The sequence below is a fragment of the Aeromonas bivalvium genome, from assembly GCF_000819765.1.
In the GTDB taxonomy this organism is placed as follows: domain Bacteria; phylum Pseudomonadota; class Gammaproteobacteria; order Enterobacterales; family Aeromonadaceae; genus Aeromonas; species Aeromonas bivalvium.
In genome coordinates, this window is sequence record NZ_CDBT01000063.1 from 154,348 (window position 1) to 169,286 (window position 14,939).

13 protein-coding genes and 5 tRNA genes are annotated in these 14,939 nt (G+C 62.5%); 7 read left to right on the forward strand and 11 right to left on the reverse strand.

Features of this window, described 5'->3' with window-relative positions; translation table 11 throughout:
* Positions 1–19 precede the first annotated feature (19 nt).
* Complete coding sequence (nhaC, locus tag BN1119_RS18735; RefSeq protein WP_042001836.1) at positions 20–1,429, reverse strand: Na+/H+ antiporter NhaC; 1,410 nt, start codon at positions 1,427–1,429, stop codon at positions 20–22.
* Between the two features lie 291 nt (positions 1,430–1,720).
* Between nhaC and BN1119_RS18740 the strand changes: the two genes are divergently transcribed.
* On the forward strand, positions 1,721–1,930 hold the full coding sequence (locus BN1119_RS18740) for a hypothetical protein (protein ID WP_042001839.1): 210 nt from the start codon (positions 1,721–1,723) through the stop codon (positions 1,928–1,930).
* Here BN1119_RS18740 and BN1119_RS18745 read toward each other — a convergent pair.
* The 9 genes from BN1119_RS18745 to rsmC all read right to left on the reverse strand — a co-directional run bounded on the left by BN1119_RS18745 (position 1,927) and on the right by rsmC (position 6,885).
* Positions 1,927–2,196, reverse strand: a complete 270-nt coding sequence (locus BN1119_RS18745; protein ID WP_042001841.1) for a late competence development ComFB family protein — start codon at positions 2,194–2,196, stop codon at positions 1,927–1,929. The genes BN1119_RS18740 and BN1119_RS18745 overlap by 4 nt on opposite strands.
* A gap of 96 nt (positions 2,197–2,292) precedes the next feature.
* A tRNA-Leu gene (locus tag BN1119_RS18750) sits at positions 2,293–2,378 on the reverse strand.
* A gap of 69 nt (positions 2,379–2,447) precedes the next feature.
* Positions 2,448–2,533, reverse strand: a tRNA-Leu gene (locus tag BN1119_RS18755).
* 45 nt (positions 2,534–2,578) lie between these two features.
* Positions 2,579–2,664, reverse strand: a tRNA-Leu gene (locus tag BN1119_RS18760).
* A gap of 44 nt (positions 2,665–2,708) precedes the next feature.
* Positions 2,709–2,794: transfer RNA gene (locus tag BN1119_RS18765), tRNA-Leu, on the reverse strand.
* A 53-nt stretch (positions 2,795–2,847) separates the two neighbouring features.
* Positions 2,848–2,933: transfer RNA gene (locus BN1119_RS18770), tRNA-Leu, on the reverse strand.
* A 124-nt stretch (positions 2,934–3,057) separates the two neighbouring features.
* Positions 3,058–4,512 (reverse strand): glycogen synthase GlgA, encoded by a 1,455-nt coding sequence (gene glgA, locus BN1119_RS18775; RefSeq protein ID WP_042001844.1) that lies wholly within the window; start codon positions 4,510–4,512, stop codon positions 3,058–3,060.
* Positions 4,502–5,770, reverse strand: coding sequence for a glucose-1-phosphate adenylyltransferase (gene glgC / locus BN1119_RS18780; protein WP_280136504.1), 1,269 nt, complete (start codon positions 5,768–5,770; stop codon positions 4,502–4,504). Before glgC ends, glgA begins: the two co-directional genes overlap by 11 nt.
* A gap of 86 nt (positions 5,771–5,856) precedes the next feature.
* A complete protein-coding gene (gene rsmC / locus BN1119_RS18785) occupies positions 5,857–6,885 on the reverse strand; it encodes a 16S rRNA (guanine(1207)-N(2))-methyltransferase RsmC (RefSeq protein ID WP_042001849.1) in 1,029 nt (342 codons plus the stop codon).
* A 278-nt stretch (positions 6,886–7,163) separates the two neighbouring features.
* Here rsmC and dapA point away from each other — a divergent pair, with 278 nt between their 5' ends.
* From dapA to BN1119_RS18800, 3 genes are all read left to right on the forward strand, one after another.
* A complete protein-coding gene (dapA, locus tag BN1119_RS18790) occupies positions 7,164–8,036 on the forward strand; it encodes a 4-hydroxy-tetrahydrodipicolinate synthase (protein WP_042001851.1) in 873 nt (290 codons plus the stop codon).
* Positions 8,037–8,135: 99 nt separating this feature from the next.
* On the forward strand, positions 8,136–9,833 hold the full coding sequence (locus BN1119_RS18795) for a GGDEF domain-containing protein (protein WP_042001853.1): 1,698 nt from the start codon (positions 8,136–8,138) through the stop codon (positions 9,831–9,833).
* Between the two features lie 302 nt (positions 9,834–10,135).
* Entirely contained in the window at positions 10,136–10,726 is a 591-nt protein-coding gene (locus tag BN1119_RS18800) for an HAD family hydrolase (protein WP_042002278.1), read from the forward strand.
* Positions 10,727–10,902: 176 nt separating this feature from the next.
* Here the strand turns inward: BN1119_RS18800 and hfq are convergent, their stop codons facing one another.
* On the reverse strand, positions 10,903–11,265 hold the full coding sequence (hfq, locus tag BN1119_RS18805) for an RNA chaperone Hfq (RefSeq protein WP_005895045.1): 363 nt from the start codon (positions 11,263–11,265) through the stop codon (positions 10,903–10,905).
* A 178-nt stretch (positions 11,266–11,443) separates the two neighbouring features.
* Between hfq and BN1119_RS18810 the strand changes: the two genes are divergently transcribed.
* From BN1119_RS18810 to BN1119_RS18820, 3 genes are read left to right on the forward strand one after another with little or no spacing between them, the layout of a single operon-like run.
* Positions 11,444–12,709 carry a paraquat-inducible protein A gene (locus BN1119_RS18810; RefSeq protein WP_042001858.1) on the forward strand — a complete coding sequence of 422 codons (1,266 nt, stop codon included), beginning with the start codon at positions 11,444–11,446 and terminating at the stop codon, positions 12,707–12,709.
* Entirely contained in the window at positions 12,702–14,351 is a 1,650-nt protein-coding gene (pqiB, locus tag BN1119_RS18815; RefSeq protein WP_042001861.1) for an intermembrane transport protein PqiB, read from the forward strand. Before BN1119_RS18810 ends, pqiB begins: the two co-directional genes overlap by 8 nt.
* Positions 14,348–14,911, forward strand: a complete 564-nt coding sequence (locus BN1119_RS18820; protein WP_042001864.1) for a PqiC family protein — start codon at positions 14,348–14,350, stop codon at positions 14,909–14,911. The genes pqiB and BN1119_RS18820 overlap by 4 nt, the downstream gene beginning before the upstream one ends.
* Positions 14,912–14,939: the final 28 nt, after the last annotated feature.

The window sequence follows — 14,939 nt, forward strand, 5'->3', positions numbered from 1 at the left end:
CCTCTGTGCTTTCTGATGGTCAGCGAGAGCTGGCGGCTTCGATCACCGGCACCCGGTTCACCGCCTTGCCCAGATAGGCGAGGGTGATGGTCACTATGATGCAGGTGAAGCTCAGCCACATGTAAGGCAGGTAGTCGAGGGTGGCCACCCCCAGCACCCCGGCCATGAAGATGCCGTTGTCGCTCCAGGGCACCATGCCGCAGGTGAGGGTGCCGCCGAACTCGGCGTTGCGGGAGAGGTTCTTGCGCGCCAGTCCCAGCCGGTCGTAGTTCTTGGCCATGATCTTGGGGGTCAGGATCAGGGACACATACATGGCGGAGCCAAACACGTTGGCCAGGAAGGCGGTGCCTATGGTGTGGCTGGTCAGGCTGCCGATACTGTTGATGCGCTTCTCGAAGGCATTGGCGATCACTTCCAGTATGCCCACCTTCTCCAGCAGGCCGCCAAAGCCCAGGCCGAAGATGATGACGGCCACCGAACCCAGCATGGACTCCATGCCGCCGCGACCCAGGATGTTGTCGATGAAGTCGACGCCTGAGGTGATGGCAAACGGGCTATAGGCGGAGTGCATGGCTTTCACCGGATCCATGCCCTGGAAGGCGATGGCCCAGACAAGGCCCAGCAAGGCGCCGAAGCTGATCACCGGGAAGGCGGGCTTGCGGTTGGCCAAGAGGCCCAGCACCAGCACCACGGGCACGATCGCCAGCGGGGTGATGTTGAACTGGCTGTCGAGGGCCGCCATCACCAGGTTGACCTGCTCCAGGCTGACGTTGCCGGCGTACTGCATGCCGACCAGGGTAAACAGGGCGGCGGTGATGACGTAGGAGAAGAGGCTGATGGGCAGCATCCCCTTGATATGTTCCACCACATCGACGTTGGACATGGTGGAGGCCAGTACCACGGAGTCGGAGAGGGGAGAGAGCTTGTCACCGAAGTAGACGCCGGAGAGCACGGCACCGGCCACCAGGGGCGCGGGGACGCCCAGGCTGTGGCCTATCCCCATCATGGCGATGCCGGCGGTGGCGGCGGAGCCCCAGGAGGTGCCGGTAGCCAGGGAGGTGAGGGAGCAGATGATCAGGGTCGCCAGCAGGAAGATGGAGGGGTGTATCACCTTGAGGCCGAAGTAGATGATGCTGGGGACTATGCCGCCGGCGATCCAGGTGCCCACCAGGGCCCCGACGGAGACCAGGATCAGGATGGCCCCCATCCCCTTGGCGACGCCGTCGACGGCGGCCTGCTCCAGGGATTTGTAATCATGGCCGAGCCGGATGCCGAGCCCCATGATGACGAACCAGGCGATGAACAGGGCCAGCTGGATCGGCAGATCGAGCAGGCTGGTGAACGAAAAGGCCAGGGCCAGGAAAATGGCCAGGCAGGCAAATACCTGCGCCATGCCAGGCAATCGGATGTGGTGTTGTTGGTTTTGCATAGATACTTCCTAAACTCTTGCTCGCCAAGGTCGGTCCCTCTCGTCCTGTGGATACACGTATCCCGAGGGGCCTACCCAAAAGAGGTCGCAATCTACCACAGACATTCCCCTGAAAATTCAAACCTGCCGTGCATTTTTGAAGTTTTGGTTTAAAAACTTACACAAAATTTGATTTTACAGCGGTTTTTTTCACAGCAGAGCCGATGCGGCCCCGTGAACGGGAGGCGATAGGGGTTGCACCAGTTCATTATTCAAATGATAATTATTATTATTTGTGTCGAGGGACGACAGATGAACTGGATATACAGGCTCACCCTGCTACTGGTGCTGGGAGTGGTGGGGATCTGGGGTCATGACAAGGAATACGGGCTCTGGAGCCTGGGCTTCATTCTCGCCGCCTGGATCATGCAGGAACCCAGGCTCAGGCCCGCGCTGATCCTGTTGCCGGTTGCCGGTTTGACCGGGGTGGTTGCCCTGCTGTGGCAGGATCCCTGGCTCTAGTCGCGATTGGCCGAGCTGGTGACCCGCTCCAGCGCGTTGGCCAGCGCCAGGTCTACCTTCTGCTCCATGGTCTCGCGCCTGGCCTGGTCGAGGAAATAGAACATGTCCACGTCGTGGCGGATATAGTGGGCGGGGAGCTGGTTGAGGGTCAGGCAGCCGAGGTCGGCCAGCTCGCTCTCGCTCAGGCGCTGGGCCAGTCCCTGGCGCTGGATGGCCTTGCCGACCAGCTGTTCGTAGAAGTTGTGGATCTCTGGGCTGAGTCTCATGATGGGTCTCCTTGATCTGGTTGGGGCAAGGATAGTCAGCCGGAGGAAAATACAAAAGGCCCGTCACTGTCGTGACGGGCCTTTTGCAAGAATGAATGGTGCGAAGAGAGGGACTCGAACCCTCACATCCGTGGGACACTAACACCTGAAGCTAGCGCGTCTACCAATTCCGCCACCTTCGCACACTGATTTTCTCCAGCAGATTTTAAATGCGGTTGGAGCGCATTCTCTGTTTTGACATGTCAGAAACATGGTGCGAAGAGAGGGACTCGAACCCTCACACCCGGGGGGCACTAACACCTGAAGCTAGCGCGTCTACCAATTCCGCCACCTTCGCACATCGGGTTTCCAGTCTGGATTTACATGCTGTCTGGATAAAGCATGGTGCGAAGAGAGGGACTCGAACCCTCACATCCGTGGGACACTAACACCTGAAGCTAGCGCGTCTACCAATTCCGCCACCTTCGCACATTGTGTTACCAGTTTTGATTTACATGCTGTCTGGAGAAGCATGGTGCGAAGAGAGGGACTCGAACCCTCACACCCGGGGGGCACTAACACCTGAAGCTAGCGCGTCTACCAATTCCGCCACCTTCGCACATTGGGTCATCAATCTTATTTTACATGCCATCGATGGAGCATGTTGCAGTATGGTGCGAAGAGAGGGACTCGAACCCTCACATCCGTGGGACACTAACACCTGAAGCTAGCGCGTCTACCAATTCCGCCACCTTCGCATCACTGCGGACGGGGATTCTATAGAGTTTTGGGGGGGCGTCAACAGCCGAAGCGGACTTTTTTCGCCCTTGACCACGAAAGCCGTGCCAAGGGCGCAAAACTTCAGCAATTGCCGGGTGAGCCTCAGCGGCCGAGGGCGTCCCGATACATCTGCACGTACTGGGCGACCGAGTCGGGCCAGTCGAAGCGGGTCTGCATGGCGGTATGCTGCACCCGGGCAAACCGCTCGGGCTCTTGCAGAAAATAGAGCAGGCTGCGGCGCATGGCATCGAGCAGGCCGTTGGCGGTGGGATCCGTGAAGCAGAAACCTGTGGCTTGCTCGGCGGCATCCCAGTCCACGACAGTGTCCTTGAGGCCGCCCACCGCCCGTACCAGAGGCAGGGTACCATAGGCCAGGCTATACATCTGGTTGAGGCCGCAGGGTTCGAACAGAGAGGGCATCAGGAAGATGTCGGCGCCCGCTTCCACCAGATGGGCCAGTCGGTCGTCATAGGTATTGATGAAGGCGAGCCGGGTCGGGAAGCGGGCGGCCAGGGCCTGTAGCTGGCCGGCCAGGGTGGGATCGCCCGAGCCGACGATCACCAGCTGCACCTTGTGGCGCAGGAAGGATTCGAGGGCGGGGATCAGCAGGTGCACCCCCTTCTGCTCGGTCAGGCGGCACACCATGCCATAGACGGGATCATCGCTGATCGGCAGGCCGGCATCCTGCTGCAACTGGGCGCGGCACAGCCGTTTGCCGCGCAAGGCCTTGGCGTCGTAGTTGGCGGGCAGATGGGGATCCGTGGCCGGATCCCAGTCCTGATAGTCGCAGCCGTTGAGGATGCCGCGCAGGTCCGCCGCCCGCTGCTGGAACACGCTGGCCATGCCGTGGGCGCCGAGGTGGGTCAGCAGCTCGCTGGCGTAGTTGGGGCTGACCGCATTGATCTTGTCGGCGTAGAGCACGCCACACTTGAGCAGGTTGATGTGGCCATAGTCGTAGTTGATGCGCTGCTCGTAGTCCTGGATCTCGGGTACGGCCCAGAACTGCTGGCGATCGAACACGCCCTGAAAGGCGGCGTTGTGAATGCTGATGACGCTGCGGGTCTGGGCGAAGAAGGGGTTGTGGCCATGACGGGTCTTGAGCAGCAGTGGCAGCAGCCCGGTATGCCAGTCGTTGCAGTGCACTATGTCTGGGGCGAAGCCGAGCTGTTCGGTGGCATGGAGGGTGGCGGCGGCCAGGAAGGCGAAGCGCTCGCCATTGTCACCATAGGCCTGGTTGTGCTCGGCATAGGGCTCGGCCCGCTCGAAGTAGCGGGGGCAGTCGATGAGGTAGACGGGGAAGCCATCGAGCTCCAGCTGGTGCAGACGATAGCCGATATCTTCCTGCCCGGCCGGGGTCGGCAGCCAGCGCGAGGCCAGCAATCTGGCCTCGTTTCGTCGCTTGAGGGTCTTGTAGAAGGGCAGAATGATGCGGACGTCATGGCCCTGCTGTGCCAGGTAGCGGGGCAGGGCGCGGGCCACATCCGCCAAGCCGCCTGTCTTGATGAGCCCCTCGACTTCGGAGGCCACGAACAAAATCTTCAAGGGGTCAATAGCCAACTCTCGCTCCTCTGGGTATCACGACGATACCCCCTTCAGAGACAGTGAACCTTTCCCTGTCATGGGCCAGATTCTCACCGATCACGGTGCCGGGTGCAATTTCAACGTTTTTGTCGATGATGGCGCGGCGGATCGAGCAGCCCTCGCCAATCTTCACATCCCCCAGCAACACGGATTCGCTGATGTGGCTGCAGGGACCTATGTTGCAGCGAAAGCCGAGCACGGAACGCTGGATGTGGCTGCCCTGGATGAAGCTGCCCCCCGAGATGAGGGAGTTGGCGATCTTCACCTTGCACTGGTCGGTATCGACGAAGGTGGCGGGGGGCAGCGGCGGATAGTGGGTATGCAGCGGCCACTTGCGGTTATAGAGAGAGAAGGGGGGGTTATCTGCCACCAGATCCATGTGGGTTTGCCAGTAACCATCCAGGGTGCCCACGTCACGCCAGTAGACGTTTGGCCCCTCTCCCGGGATCACGTTGGTGCTGTAGTCGTAGACATAGACGGGGGCGCGGGGGAAGAGGTGCGGTATGATGTCCTTGCCAAAGTCATGGCTCGACTCCTCGTCCGCCCCATCCCGTTTCAGTTCGCGATACAGGGCTTGCGTCTCGAAGATGTAGTTGCCCATGGAGACCAGGGCCTGGCTGGGATCCCCGGGGATGTGCTTGGGGTGCTTGGGCTTTTCTTCGAAGCCAATCATGCGTCCCTCGTCATCCACCTCGATCACCCCGAAGGCGCTCGCCTCCTCGATGGGCATGCGCAGGGCCGCCACCGTCAGGGCCGCCGCCTTCTGCTTGTGGAAGCTGACCATCTGGCTCACATCCATCTTGTAGATGTGATCCGAGCCGAAGATGCAGACATGTTCCGGATCCGAGATCTCGATGAAACGCAGGTTCTGGTAGATGGCATCGGCGGTGCCGTCATACCAGCGCTTGCCCATGCGCATCTGGGCCGGGATGGGGTCGATGAAGCGATCCGTGATGCCGACTATGTTCCAGCCCTTCTTCATGTGCAGGTAGAGGGACTGTGACTTGAACTGGGTCAGCACATAGATCCGCAGGAAGTCGGCGTTGACAAAGTTGTTGAGCACGAAGTCGATGAGGCGGTAGCTGCCACCGAACGGAACGGATGGCTTGCTGCGGGTGGTGGTCAGGGGTTGCAGCCGGGTGCCTTCGCCGCCCGCCAGTATCATAGTGAGTATCCCAGCCATGGTCTTCTTACGCTCCGAGTTCGATGTGAAAAGGTTTTCAGTATATCGCAAAAAAACACCCCTAAAGGGGGTGTTAAACGTTTGCGGATACCATAACAGATTCCAAGTGAGACTCTATACAAGTTTTGTGACAGCCGTTAGCGCAGGCTGCGATACACCCTGAACTTGCTGTCCATCGTCCGTATCTCGGTCTGTTTGAAGGCGGCTTCCAGTATAGGCTGGTAGCGCAGGAAGGCGTTGGCCACTATGGTCAGGGCGCCGCGGCCGTTGAGGTGGCGGGGGGTCTCGGCCAGGAAGGTCTCGGTGGCGGCATAATGGGTCTTGAGCCCGGCATGAAACGGCGGGTTGGAGACGATCTGATCGAAACTGCCCGGCAAATCCGAGTAGACATCCGAGGCCAGCACTGTGCCCGCCAGGCCATTGGCCGCCAGGGTCTGGCGGCTGGATTCGAGTGCCAGGGCGTTGATATCGACCAGGGTGACCTCGAGCCCGGGGTTGCGCTTGGCCAGCACTGAGCCAATGACGCCGGCGCCGCAACCAAAATCGAGCAAGGTGCCGGTCAGGGGGGGCAGGCTGGCGAGCAGCATCTGGCTGCCGAGATCCAGCTCGCTGGCGCTGAAGACCCCGGGCAGGGCCCGCACCGTCAGTTGTGTGTCACCCAGTTGGCACTGATACTGGCTGAACCAGTCATCGAGCCGGAAGGAGGGTACGGACTGGCTCAACTCGCCATGATAGAGGGAGCAGCGCCTGGCCGAGTCGCGTTTGACGGACTTGCCGCCATAGGGGGACATCAGCTTGTCGGCACCATTGATGCCACCACGGTTGTCGCCGGCGAGGAAGATATCCGCTCCCGCCAGCAGCAGGGGCGTCATCATGGCCAGCAGAAACTGGGCCTCGGCCTTGGCCTTGGGCATCAGCAGCAGCAGGGCGTCGAAACGGGGGGCTCCTCCCAGCTCATGACCAAAGACGATGCGCTCTCCCAGCGCCTCCTTCTGTCCCCGAAAGTAGCTGTAATCCGTGGTGAATACCGTCAGATCGCGGACTATCCCGGCCAGATCCCTTGGGTACTCATCTTCCAGTGCCCCGCATACCAGCAGGTGCTTGCCCTCGAACAGGGCTTGATTACGTTCCAGCATCTGGCTGACGGCACTCAGGGGATGACTCATGACTCTCTCCGGGGATTGGTGGCCGGCCATTATACATGGCCGCTTTCGCCTTGACATTTATGCCGGGTTCCAGAAAGATGCCCGAACACCTATTTTTCCTCAGGGATGGCGTAATGCGGTTCAACGCGTTGAAACGAAAGCATAAAAAGAGCTCAAAACCTGGGCCTGCTGGCGTGCGCGCGTAACCCTCTCACCACCCTGAGATGTTTAAAACCCCGCTGCGCACCTCGTAGCGGGGTTTTTTGTTGTTATCGAGAGTCGACGGAGAAGGAGATTCCATGTTTCAAGGTTCGATCGTTGCGCTGATCACCCCCTTTCGTGATGGCCAACTGGATGAGGCGGCGCTGCTGCGGCTGGTGGAGTGGCATATCGAGCAGGGTACCCACGGCATAGTGCCGGTAGGGACCACGGGGGAGAGCCCCACCCTGAGCCACGATGAGCATTGCCGCGTGGTCGAGCTGGTGGTCAAGCAGGTGGCGGGCCGGGTCCCCGTGATCGCCGGCGCCGGCTCCAACAACCCGGTTGAGGCCATCGAATATACCCGCTTCGCCGAACAGGCCGGCGCGGATGGTACCCTGCACGTGGCCGGTTACTACAACCGTCCGAACCAGGAGGGGCTCTACCATCACTTCAAGGCGGTCCATGACGCCACCACCAAGCCCATCATCGTCTACAACATTCCGCCGCGGGCCATCGTCGATGTCCAGCCGGCGACCCTGGCCCGGCTCGCCGAGCTGCCCCGCATCGTCGGCGTCAAGGATGCCACCGGTGATCTGGCCCGTCCCTGGACCGAGCGTCAGCTGATCAAGAAGCCGTTCGCCTGGCTCTCTGGCGAGGATGCGACCGCCGTGGCCTACAACATAGGTGGCGGCCAGGGCTGCATCTCTGTCACCGCCAACGTGGCGCCCAGGCTGCTGGCCGAGGTGCAGAACCTGACCCTGGCCGGCGAGTGGCAGGCCGCCCGCGAGCTGCAGGACAGGCTGATCCCGCTGCACCAGGCCATGTTTGCCGAGCCCAGCCCGGCCGGAGCCAAGTATGCGGTCTCCCTGCTCGGCCTGTGCAGCGAGGAGTGCCGCCTGCCGGTGATGCCCCTTTGCGAGGCAACCAAGCTGCGGATCCGGGATGCCATGGTGGCCCTGAACCTCCTCTGATGGTGAAAAAGTGGGCTCTGGATCGACCTTTTCACCGTTAATCGAGTCAATATACCCCGTGCTATATATACTGCCGGGGTTCAGTTGAGGATGATTGACATGCTGGAATGGGATCCGGAGCACTTCACCAGTTTTGAGCACCTCTGCGAGGTGACGCTGGCGACCATCAGGGAAAAGACCGAGGCAGACCGTATCTATCTGTGGCTGAGCAGGCCGCAGCGGGAGCTGTTCGCCTTCGATCCCGAGCATGGCCTGGTCGCCATGGTGCCCGACCATGCCGGCAGACTGGGGCTGCCCATTTCCTTCATCGAGCAGGCGCTGGCCAAGGGTCAGTTGCTCATTGAGCTGATGAGTGACGCCGGCGGCTGGCAGGAGTCGGTGGAGGCTCCGCCGACCCAGCTGAGGGCCTGCTTCCCCCTCAAGCGCCAGCAGGGGCTGGAGGGGGGTGTCTATCTGGAAACCCGCCGCCGGCTCGATCGTCTCACCCCCCGTCAGAAGCAGGGCATCCAGCTGCTGATGCACTATCTTGCCGCCGAGCTGGAGAGCCGGATGCTGAGCAACCTGGTCACCCAGGAGCGCAGCGAGCGGCTCACCACCCAGGATTCCCTTGCCCGGAGCCAGGCATTGCAGCAATCCTTCCTCGATCTGCTGCAGTCCCTGCATCAGGTCGGCGTCCATCTCTCTGGTTGCCGCGGCGAGTCGGAGCTGCTGCATGATGCCGTCATGCTGGCGCGCAGTTCCTTGCAGTTCGATCGGGTCGCCATCTTCCTGATCGACGCCGAATTCACCACCATGCAGGGCAGTTGGGGCACCAACGAGGCGGGAGAGATCACGGACGAGCGTCACTTCGTCAGCCCGATCCCGGCTCACCCCGTGGTGCAGGAGGCCCTGCGTCGCAAGGATTATGTGCTGGTCCTCGAGGATGCCCCCCTTTATTACGAGCAGCAGGAGGTGGGCCGTGGCTGGAACGCCATGGTCTCCCTGTGGGACGGAGATACCCCCATCGGCTGGATAGCCGCCGACAACCTGCTTCAGCGCAGGCCCATCAAGACCTACCATGGCGAGATCTTCAAACAGTTTGCCGCCATGCTCTCCCAGCTGCTGATCCGTCAGCGCAACCACGCCGCCCTCGAGCAGTTCAACCGGGATCTGGAGGAGCGGGTCGCCGCCCGCACCCGGCTGCTGGCCGAAACCAACGAGGCGCTGGCGCAGGCGAATCAGGCGCTGGAGCAGGCCAATCAGCAGCTCGCCCTGCTCTCCATGGAGGATCCTCTCACCCGGATCGCCAATCGCCGCCAATGGGATCTGACCCTGGCACGGGAGTGGGAGGTGGCCCGCCGTCAGCAGGGCTTGCTGGCGGTGCTGATGATAGATGTCGATGAGTTCAAGGCCTACAACGACCATTTCGGTCACAGCAAGGGGGATCTCTGCCTGCGCCAGGTCGCCCAGCTGCTGCAGGAGTGCGAGCGGCGCCGCACCAACCTGGTGGCCCGCTACGGGGGCGAGGAGTTCGTGATCCTGCTGTGCAATCCCCAACCGGGCGAGGCGGAGTTTCTCTGCCAGCGTATTCACCACCAGCTGGCCCGGCTCGCCATTCCCCATCCCGCTTCCCGGGTCAAGACCCACCTCACGGTCAGCATCGGCTTCAGCTATCGGGCGCCGGATCAGGAGATGCAGTGGGAGCAGTTGATCGAGCAGGCGGATCAGGGGCTCTATCTCGCCAAGTCGGCGGGTCGGGCCTGCAGCCGGGGCTTCGATCCGCACGCCCTGCCCACAGAACATATCTCGACCGCCTAGGCCATGAGTCTGTAGGCCCTCGCTGGGCCCCGACCACCCAGCCCCCAGAGCATATTCCGATGGTCTGGGTCATGGCCCTGTCCACGGAACGCATCCCGACGGTCTGGGTCATGGACAACGGGACCCTGGCTGGGGGCGGCAACCTTTCTCGCGGTACATATCCGGCTCGGGGGACTAGGGTCTGTGTCCGGCATCTGGCGCCATCGATCTCCAGTGCGGCGCACATTTTGACCGCCCAGACCATGGCCTCTTGCCGGCGGGCTGCTAGAATGGGGCCCCTTTTCTTCGATGTGACAGAGTCCATGACCCTCTCCCGATTCCAAGGCCTGGTCTTCGACCTGGACGGTACCCTGGTCGATTCCATGCCGCTGCACCTGGCGGCCTGGGAACATGCCTCCCGCGAGTTCGGCTTCGCGTTTGACGCCGACTGGTTCTACGAGCTAGGGGGCATGCCCAGCCGCAAGATAGCCCTGCTGGTGGCCGAGCATCAGCGCATCGCCCTGGATCCCCTGGCGGTGACCCGCTGCAAGACGGATCACTATGTGGCGAACCTGCACAAGGCGACCGTCTTCCCCGCCATGCTCGAGCTGGTGCAGCGCTACCATGGCCGCATCCCCATGGGGGTGGGCACGGGGTCGCCCAGGGTCAATGCCGAGGCGGTGTTGCGCAATACCGGTCTTGATCGCTACTTCCCCGTGGTGGTGACCGCGGACGACGTGACCCGGCACAAGCCCAATCCGGATACCTTCCTGCTGGTGGCCGAGCGGCTGGGGGTCACCCCCGGCGCCTGTCTGGTGTTCGAGGATACCGGCATAGGGCTGGCCGCCGCCAAGGCTGCCGGCATGGCGTCATGCCTCATCAAGGAGGGGGTGCCCGGCCCTCTGCCGGAATAAACCGCCGCCCCCGGCGCAGGGGGCGGCTTGGCTCACGGCGCGGCCATGGCGAATGATGTCTGGAGGAGAGGGTTCACGCCCGGCGGGACAAGCTGGTAGGGAGTGAACCTCTGTCGGCGGCCTGAGGCCAGGCGCCAGATGAAGGAGAGGAGCCCGAGGGCGGGCTCGCTGGCGACTTACTGCTCGCTGCTGCCGCCCTGGTCGTTGTTGTCGTAGCGGCCGGGGGCGCCATGGGGGCGCGGCGCCATGGAGACGCGGGGCTTGCGGGCACGCTGGATGTTGACCTGGGGGCGACCCGAGTGCATGGCGATGGTGGAGATCTTGGCCTTGTAGACCAGCTGCTGATTGCCATGGGCATCGGTCAGCAGCACGCTGTACTGGTCGAAGCCACTGATGGTGCCTTCCAGCTTGATGCCGCTCACCAGGAAGATAGCGACCTGACTGCGGTTCTTGCGCAGCCAGTTGAGGGCGGAATCTTGCCCGTTCCCGAGGGAGAAGGCCTGCTCAATGGTGGCGTAGCTGGGGGATTCGGTTGTCATAAATTATTGTCCCGCGGAAAAAAAAGTGGCGTTTGATTGTGCTAAATGGCCACTGGCTTGTCAAAGTCATTCTGTCGCGGCCTCACGGATGGGGTGAGATAGGGGCTGGTGGCCCGGACGCCCTGCTGCGATAATCGTGAGCTCATGGCCCATATCGGCCCCAAACAGGGATACCTCATTGCCTGCTAGCCCCCCATTGTCATCCTATCGCCACGATCCGACCGCCTGTGAAGAGTGCGATCTGCTGGCGCCAGCCACCCTGCTGGCACCGGGAGAGGTGCGTCACTGCGAGCGATGCGGCCATGTGCTGACCCGCAATCTGCCGGATCAGGCCCGCCGCCCCATCGCCTATGGCATGGCGGCCATCATCATGTTCGTGCTCGCCAACAGCTTCACCTTCATGTCGTTCTCCGCCAAGGGCCTGGGCCAGGAGATGACCTTCCTGCAGTGCATCACCACCCTGGTGGAAGAGGGCTACCTGTTCCTCGGCGCCGTGCTCAGCCTGACCCTGATCGGCCTGCCCCTGGTCTACCTGGGCTCCATCATGCTGGTGCTGTGGCGCCTCGACAAGCAGATGCACGACAAGGCGCTGCGCTCCCTCAGCCGCCTGCTGTGCCGGATCCAGCCCTGGCTGATGGTGGACGTGTTTCTCATCGGGGTCCTCATCTCCCTTGTCAAGCTGATGGGCATGGCCGAGATCAAGATGGGGCTCTCCTTCTGGGCCTTCGTCGGCTACACCCTGCTGTTGATCAAGACCATCTCCTCCCTGGACAGGCGCTGGCTGTGGCAGCGACTGTTCGGGCCGACCGAGGCGCGGGAGCTGGATCCCGGCATGGGCGCCCGGGAGGCCGGTCTGGTCAACTGCCATCTCTGCGGCGCCCTGGGCGAGCAGGGCCAGCACAGCTGCCGGCGCTGCGGCGCCTACCTGCACAGCCGCAAGCCGGGCGGTCTGGCGCGCACCTGGGCCCTGCTGATCACCTCGGCCATCCTCTATATTCCGGCCAACCTCTATCCCATCATGGATACCGTCTTTCTTGGCGATACCAGCCCCTCCACCATCCTGGGAGGGGTGGTGCTGCTCTGGTCCATGGGCTCCTATCCCATCGCCGCCGTCATCTTCATCGCCAGCGTGGTGGTGCCCCTGGCCAAGATACTGGCGCTGTTCTGGCTCTGTTATCGGGTGCAGTGCGGAGACGGAGCCTCGCCGCTCGGCAAGCTCAAGCTCTATCGCATGACGGAATTTGTCGGCCGCTGGTCGATGATCGACGTGTTCGTGGTGGCCATACTGGCCGGCCTCATCCGCCTCGACAACCTGATGACCATCTATCCCGGTCCCGCCGCCGTCGCCTTCTCCGGCGTGGTGCTGATCACCATGGTGGCGGCCATGAGTTTCGATTCCCGTCTTATCTGGGATTTACAACAAGGAGAGCGCGAACGTGAGTGAGCGTAAGACAGTAAAACAGGCGGGCTCCGACTTGCTCGGTTCGGCGGCGGCCATCTGGCTGGTGCCCATGGTGGCCCTGCTGATCGGCGTCTGGATGCTGTTTCAGCATTGGTATTCACAGGGGCCCAGCATCCAGCTGACCGTGGCCACGGCCGAGGGCATAGTGGCGGGCAAGACGGTGATCCGCTCCCGTGAGGTCGACGTGGGCCGCATCGAGACGGTGGAGCTGAGCGACGATTACAGCCATGCGGTGATCACGGCGCGTCTCTCCAACAACGCGGCCAACATGCTCAAGGGCGACACCCGGTTCTGGGTGGTCAAGCCCAGGGTGGGTCGTGACGGGGTCTCGGGGCTCGGCACCCTGCTGTCGGGCGCCTACATCGAGCTCTCCCCGGGCAAGAAGGGGAAGGCCAAGAGCCGCTACGCCATCCTCGACAAGCCGCCCCTGGCCTCCCTCTCAGCCAAGGGGCTCAGGCTGACACTCAACAGCAGCGAGACCCGCTCCCTCAGCGTCGGCTCCCCGATCCAGTACCGGGGTTACACCATAGGTCAGGTGGAGGAGGTGAAGTTCCTGCCAGAGCGCAGCGAGCTGGAGTACCAGATCTTCATCAATGCCCCCTATGACGCCCTGATCAGCAGCAATTCCCGTTTCTGGATGACGCCGGGCTTCGAGGCCTCCCTCACCAGCGAGGGGATGAAGGTGAAGATGGATTCCCTCGAAGGCTTGCTCGATGGCGGCATCACGGTCGGTCTGCCCGCCGGCTGGGTCGCGGGGGAGACGGTCAAGAACAAGGATACCTTCACCCTGTTCAAGGATCAGAACAGCGTACTGGCCGGTAGTCTGGATCAGTTCATCGACTATGTCTTCCTGTTCGAGGACAGCCTGGCCGGGCTGCACCCGGGGGCGGCGGTGGAGTATCGCGGCGTGCGGGTCGGTACCGTCATATCCTCGCCTTATCTCATCGATGACAAGGCATCCCAGCTGTTCAAGAGCAAGGTGATCCCCGTGCTGGCGCGTATCGAGGTGCAGCGCATCTCCCATCGCTATGCCAGTGCGGAACGGGAGCAGTGGCGCAAGCTGTTCAGCAAGCAGTTCCAGGAAGGGCTCAGGGCCACCCTCAAGACCGCGAGTCTGCTGACCGGGGGCAAGGTGATCGATCTCAACTTCTATCCGGATGCCCCTGCGTTCGCCGCGCGCCGGATGGCGGGCACCGAGGTCTTCCCCACCACCCAGGGGGGCCTGGATCAGATAGAACGCAAGGTGAACCTCATCCTCGACAAGTTTGTCGACATGGACATGGAAACCACCCTGGCCCAGGTCAACAGCAGCCTGGCCAACCTGGACAAGACCATGAAGAACGTCAGTTCCCTCAGCGCCAATCTGGACAAGCTCACCAGCCAGCAGGCGACCCAGCAGCTGCCGGCCTCCCTCAACGCCAGCCTGCTCCAGCTCAAGGAGACGCTGCGCAGCTATGACGGTGCCTCCCAGACCAATCAGGAGCTGCGCCAGTCCGTGCAGTCTCTCAATCAGCTGATGCGTGAACTGCAACCTCTGGTGCACTCCCTCAACGAGCAGCCGAGTTCACTCATCTTCGATCGGGCCCGACCCAAGGATCCTGAACCCAAGCGAGGTACCCAATGAAACGACTCATCACGGCCCTGGCCCTGACCGGTCTGCTGGCCGGGTGCAGCAGCGCCCCGGCGCTGCACTACTACTCCCTGGATGCCGACGGCTCGGCCCAGGCGGCGCCCGTCAGCCGCCCCCAGCATCAGCTGGTGCTGCGTCCCGTCGCTCTCTCGGATGAGCTGGACGCCAGCAAGCTGGTCTATCAGATGGAGGGCAAGGAGCTCTACTTCACCGAGTACCAGCGCTGGGCCGGCTCCCTGGATGGCCAGCTCAACCAGCTGACCCAAAATGGCCTCTCCGCCCGTCTGCCGGGCTGGGTGGTGCGCCAGGACGGAGCCCGCCAGGGGCCTGTGCTCACCATCTGGCTCCAGCGTTTTCAGGGGCGCTTCGACGGCCGCGCCGTGCTGAGCGGGCGCTGGCGTCTGCTGGCCGAGGATGGCCGTGTGCTGCAGGATACCCCCTTCCACCTGGAGCGAGTGCTGCCCAGCGATGGATACGGCACCCTGGTGAGCGAGCTTGGCCTGGGCTGGCAGCAGCTGCTCGACCAGATTGCCACCGAGCTGCGCAAGGGGTGAGGCGCCGAGGCCGGCGCCAGCCCGGCCG

Excerpts from the sequence above, each read along its gene's own strand:
- BN1119_RS18800 (WP_042002278.1), top strand. The coding sequence starts at position 10,136 with ATGACCCTCTCCCGATTCCAAGGCCTGGTCTTCGACCTGGACGGTACC.
- BN1119_RS18740 (WP_042001839.1), top strand. The coding sequence starts at position 1,721 with ATGAACTGGATATACAGGCTCACCCTGCTACTGGTGCTGGGAGTGGTG.
- nhaC (WP_042001836.1), bottom strand. The coding sequence starts at position 1,429 with ATGCAAAACCAACAACACCACATCCGATTGCCTGGCATGGCGCAGGTA.
- hfq (WP_005895045.1), bottom strand. The coding sequence starts at position 11,265 with ATGACAACCGAATCCCCCAGCTACGCCACCATTGAGCAGGCCTTCTCC.
- BN1119_RS18795 (WP_042001853.1), top strand. The coding sequence starts at position 8,136 with ATGCTGGAATGGGATCCGGAGCACTTCACCAGTTTTGAGCACCTCTGC.
- dapA (WP_042001851.1), top strand. The coding sequence starts at position 7,164 with ATGTTTCAAGGTTCGATCGTTGCGCTGATCACCCCCTTTCGTGATGGC.
- BN1119_RS18745 (WP_042001841.1), bottom strand. The coding sequence starts at position 2,196 with ATGAGACTCAGCCCAGAGATCCACAACTTCTACGAACAGCTGGTCGGC.
- rsmC (WP_042001849.1), bottom strand. The coding sequence starts at position 6,885 with ATGAGTCATCCCCTGAGTGCCGTCAGCCAGATGCTGGAACGTAATCAA.
- BN1119_RS18820 (WP_042001864.1), top strand. The coding sequence starts at position 14,348 with ATGAAACGACTCATCACGGCCCTGGCCCTGACCGGTCTGCTGGCCGGG.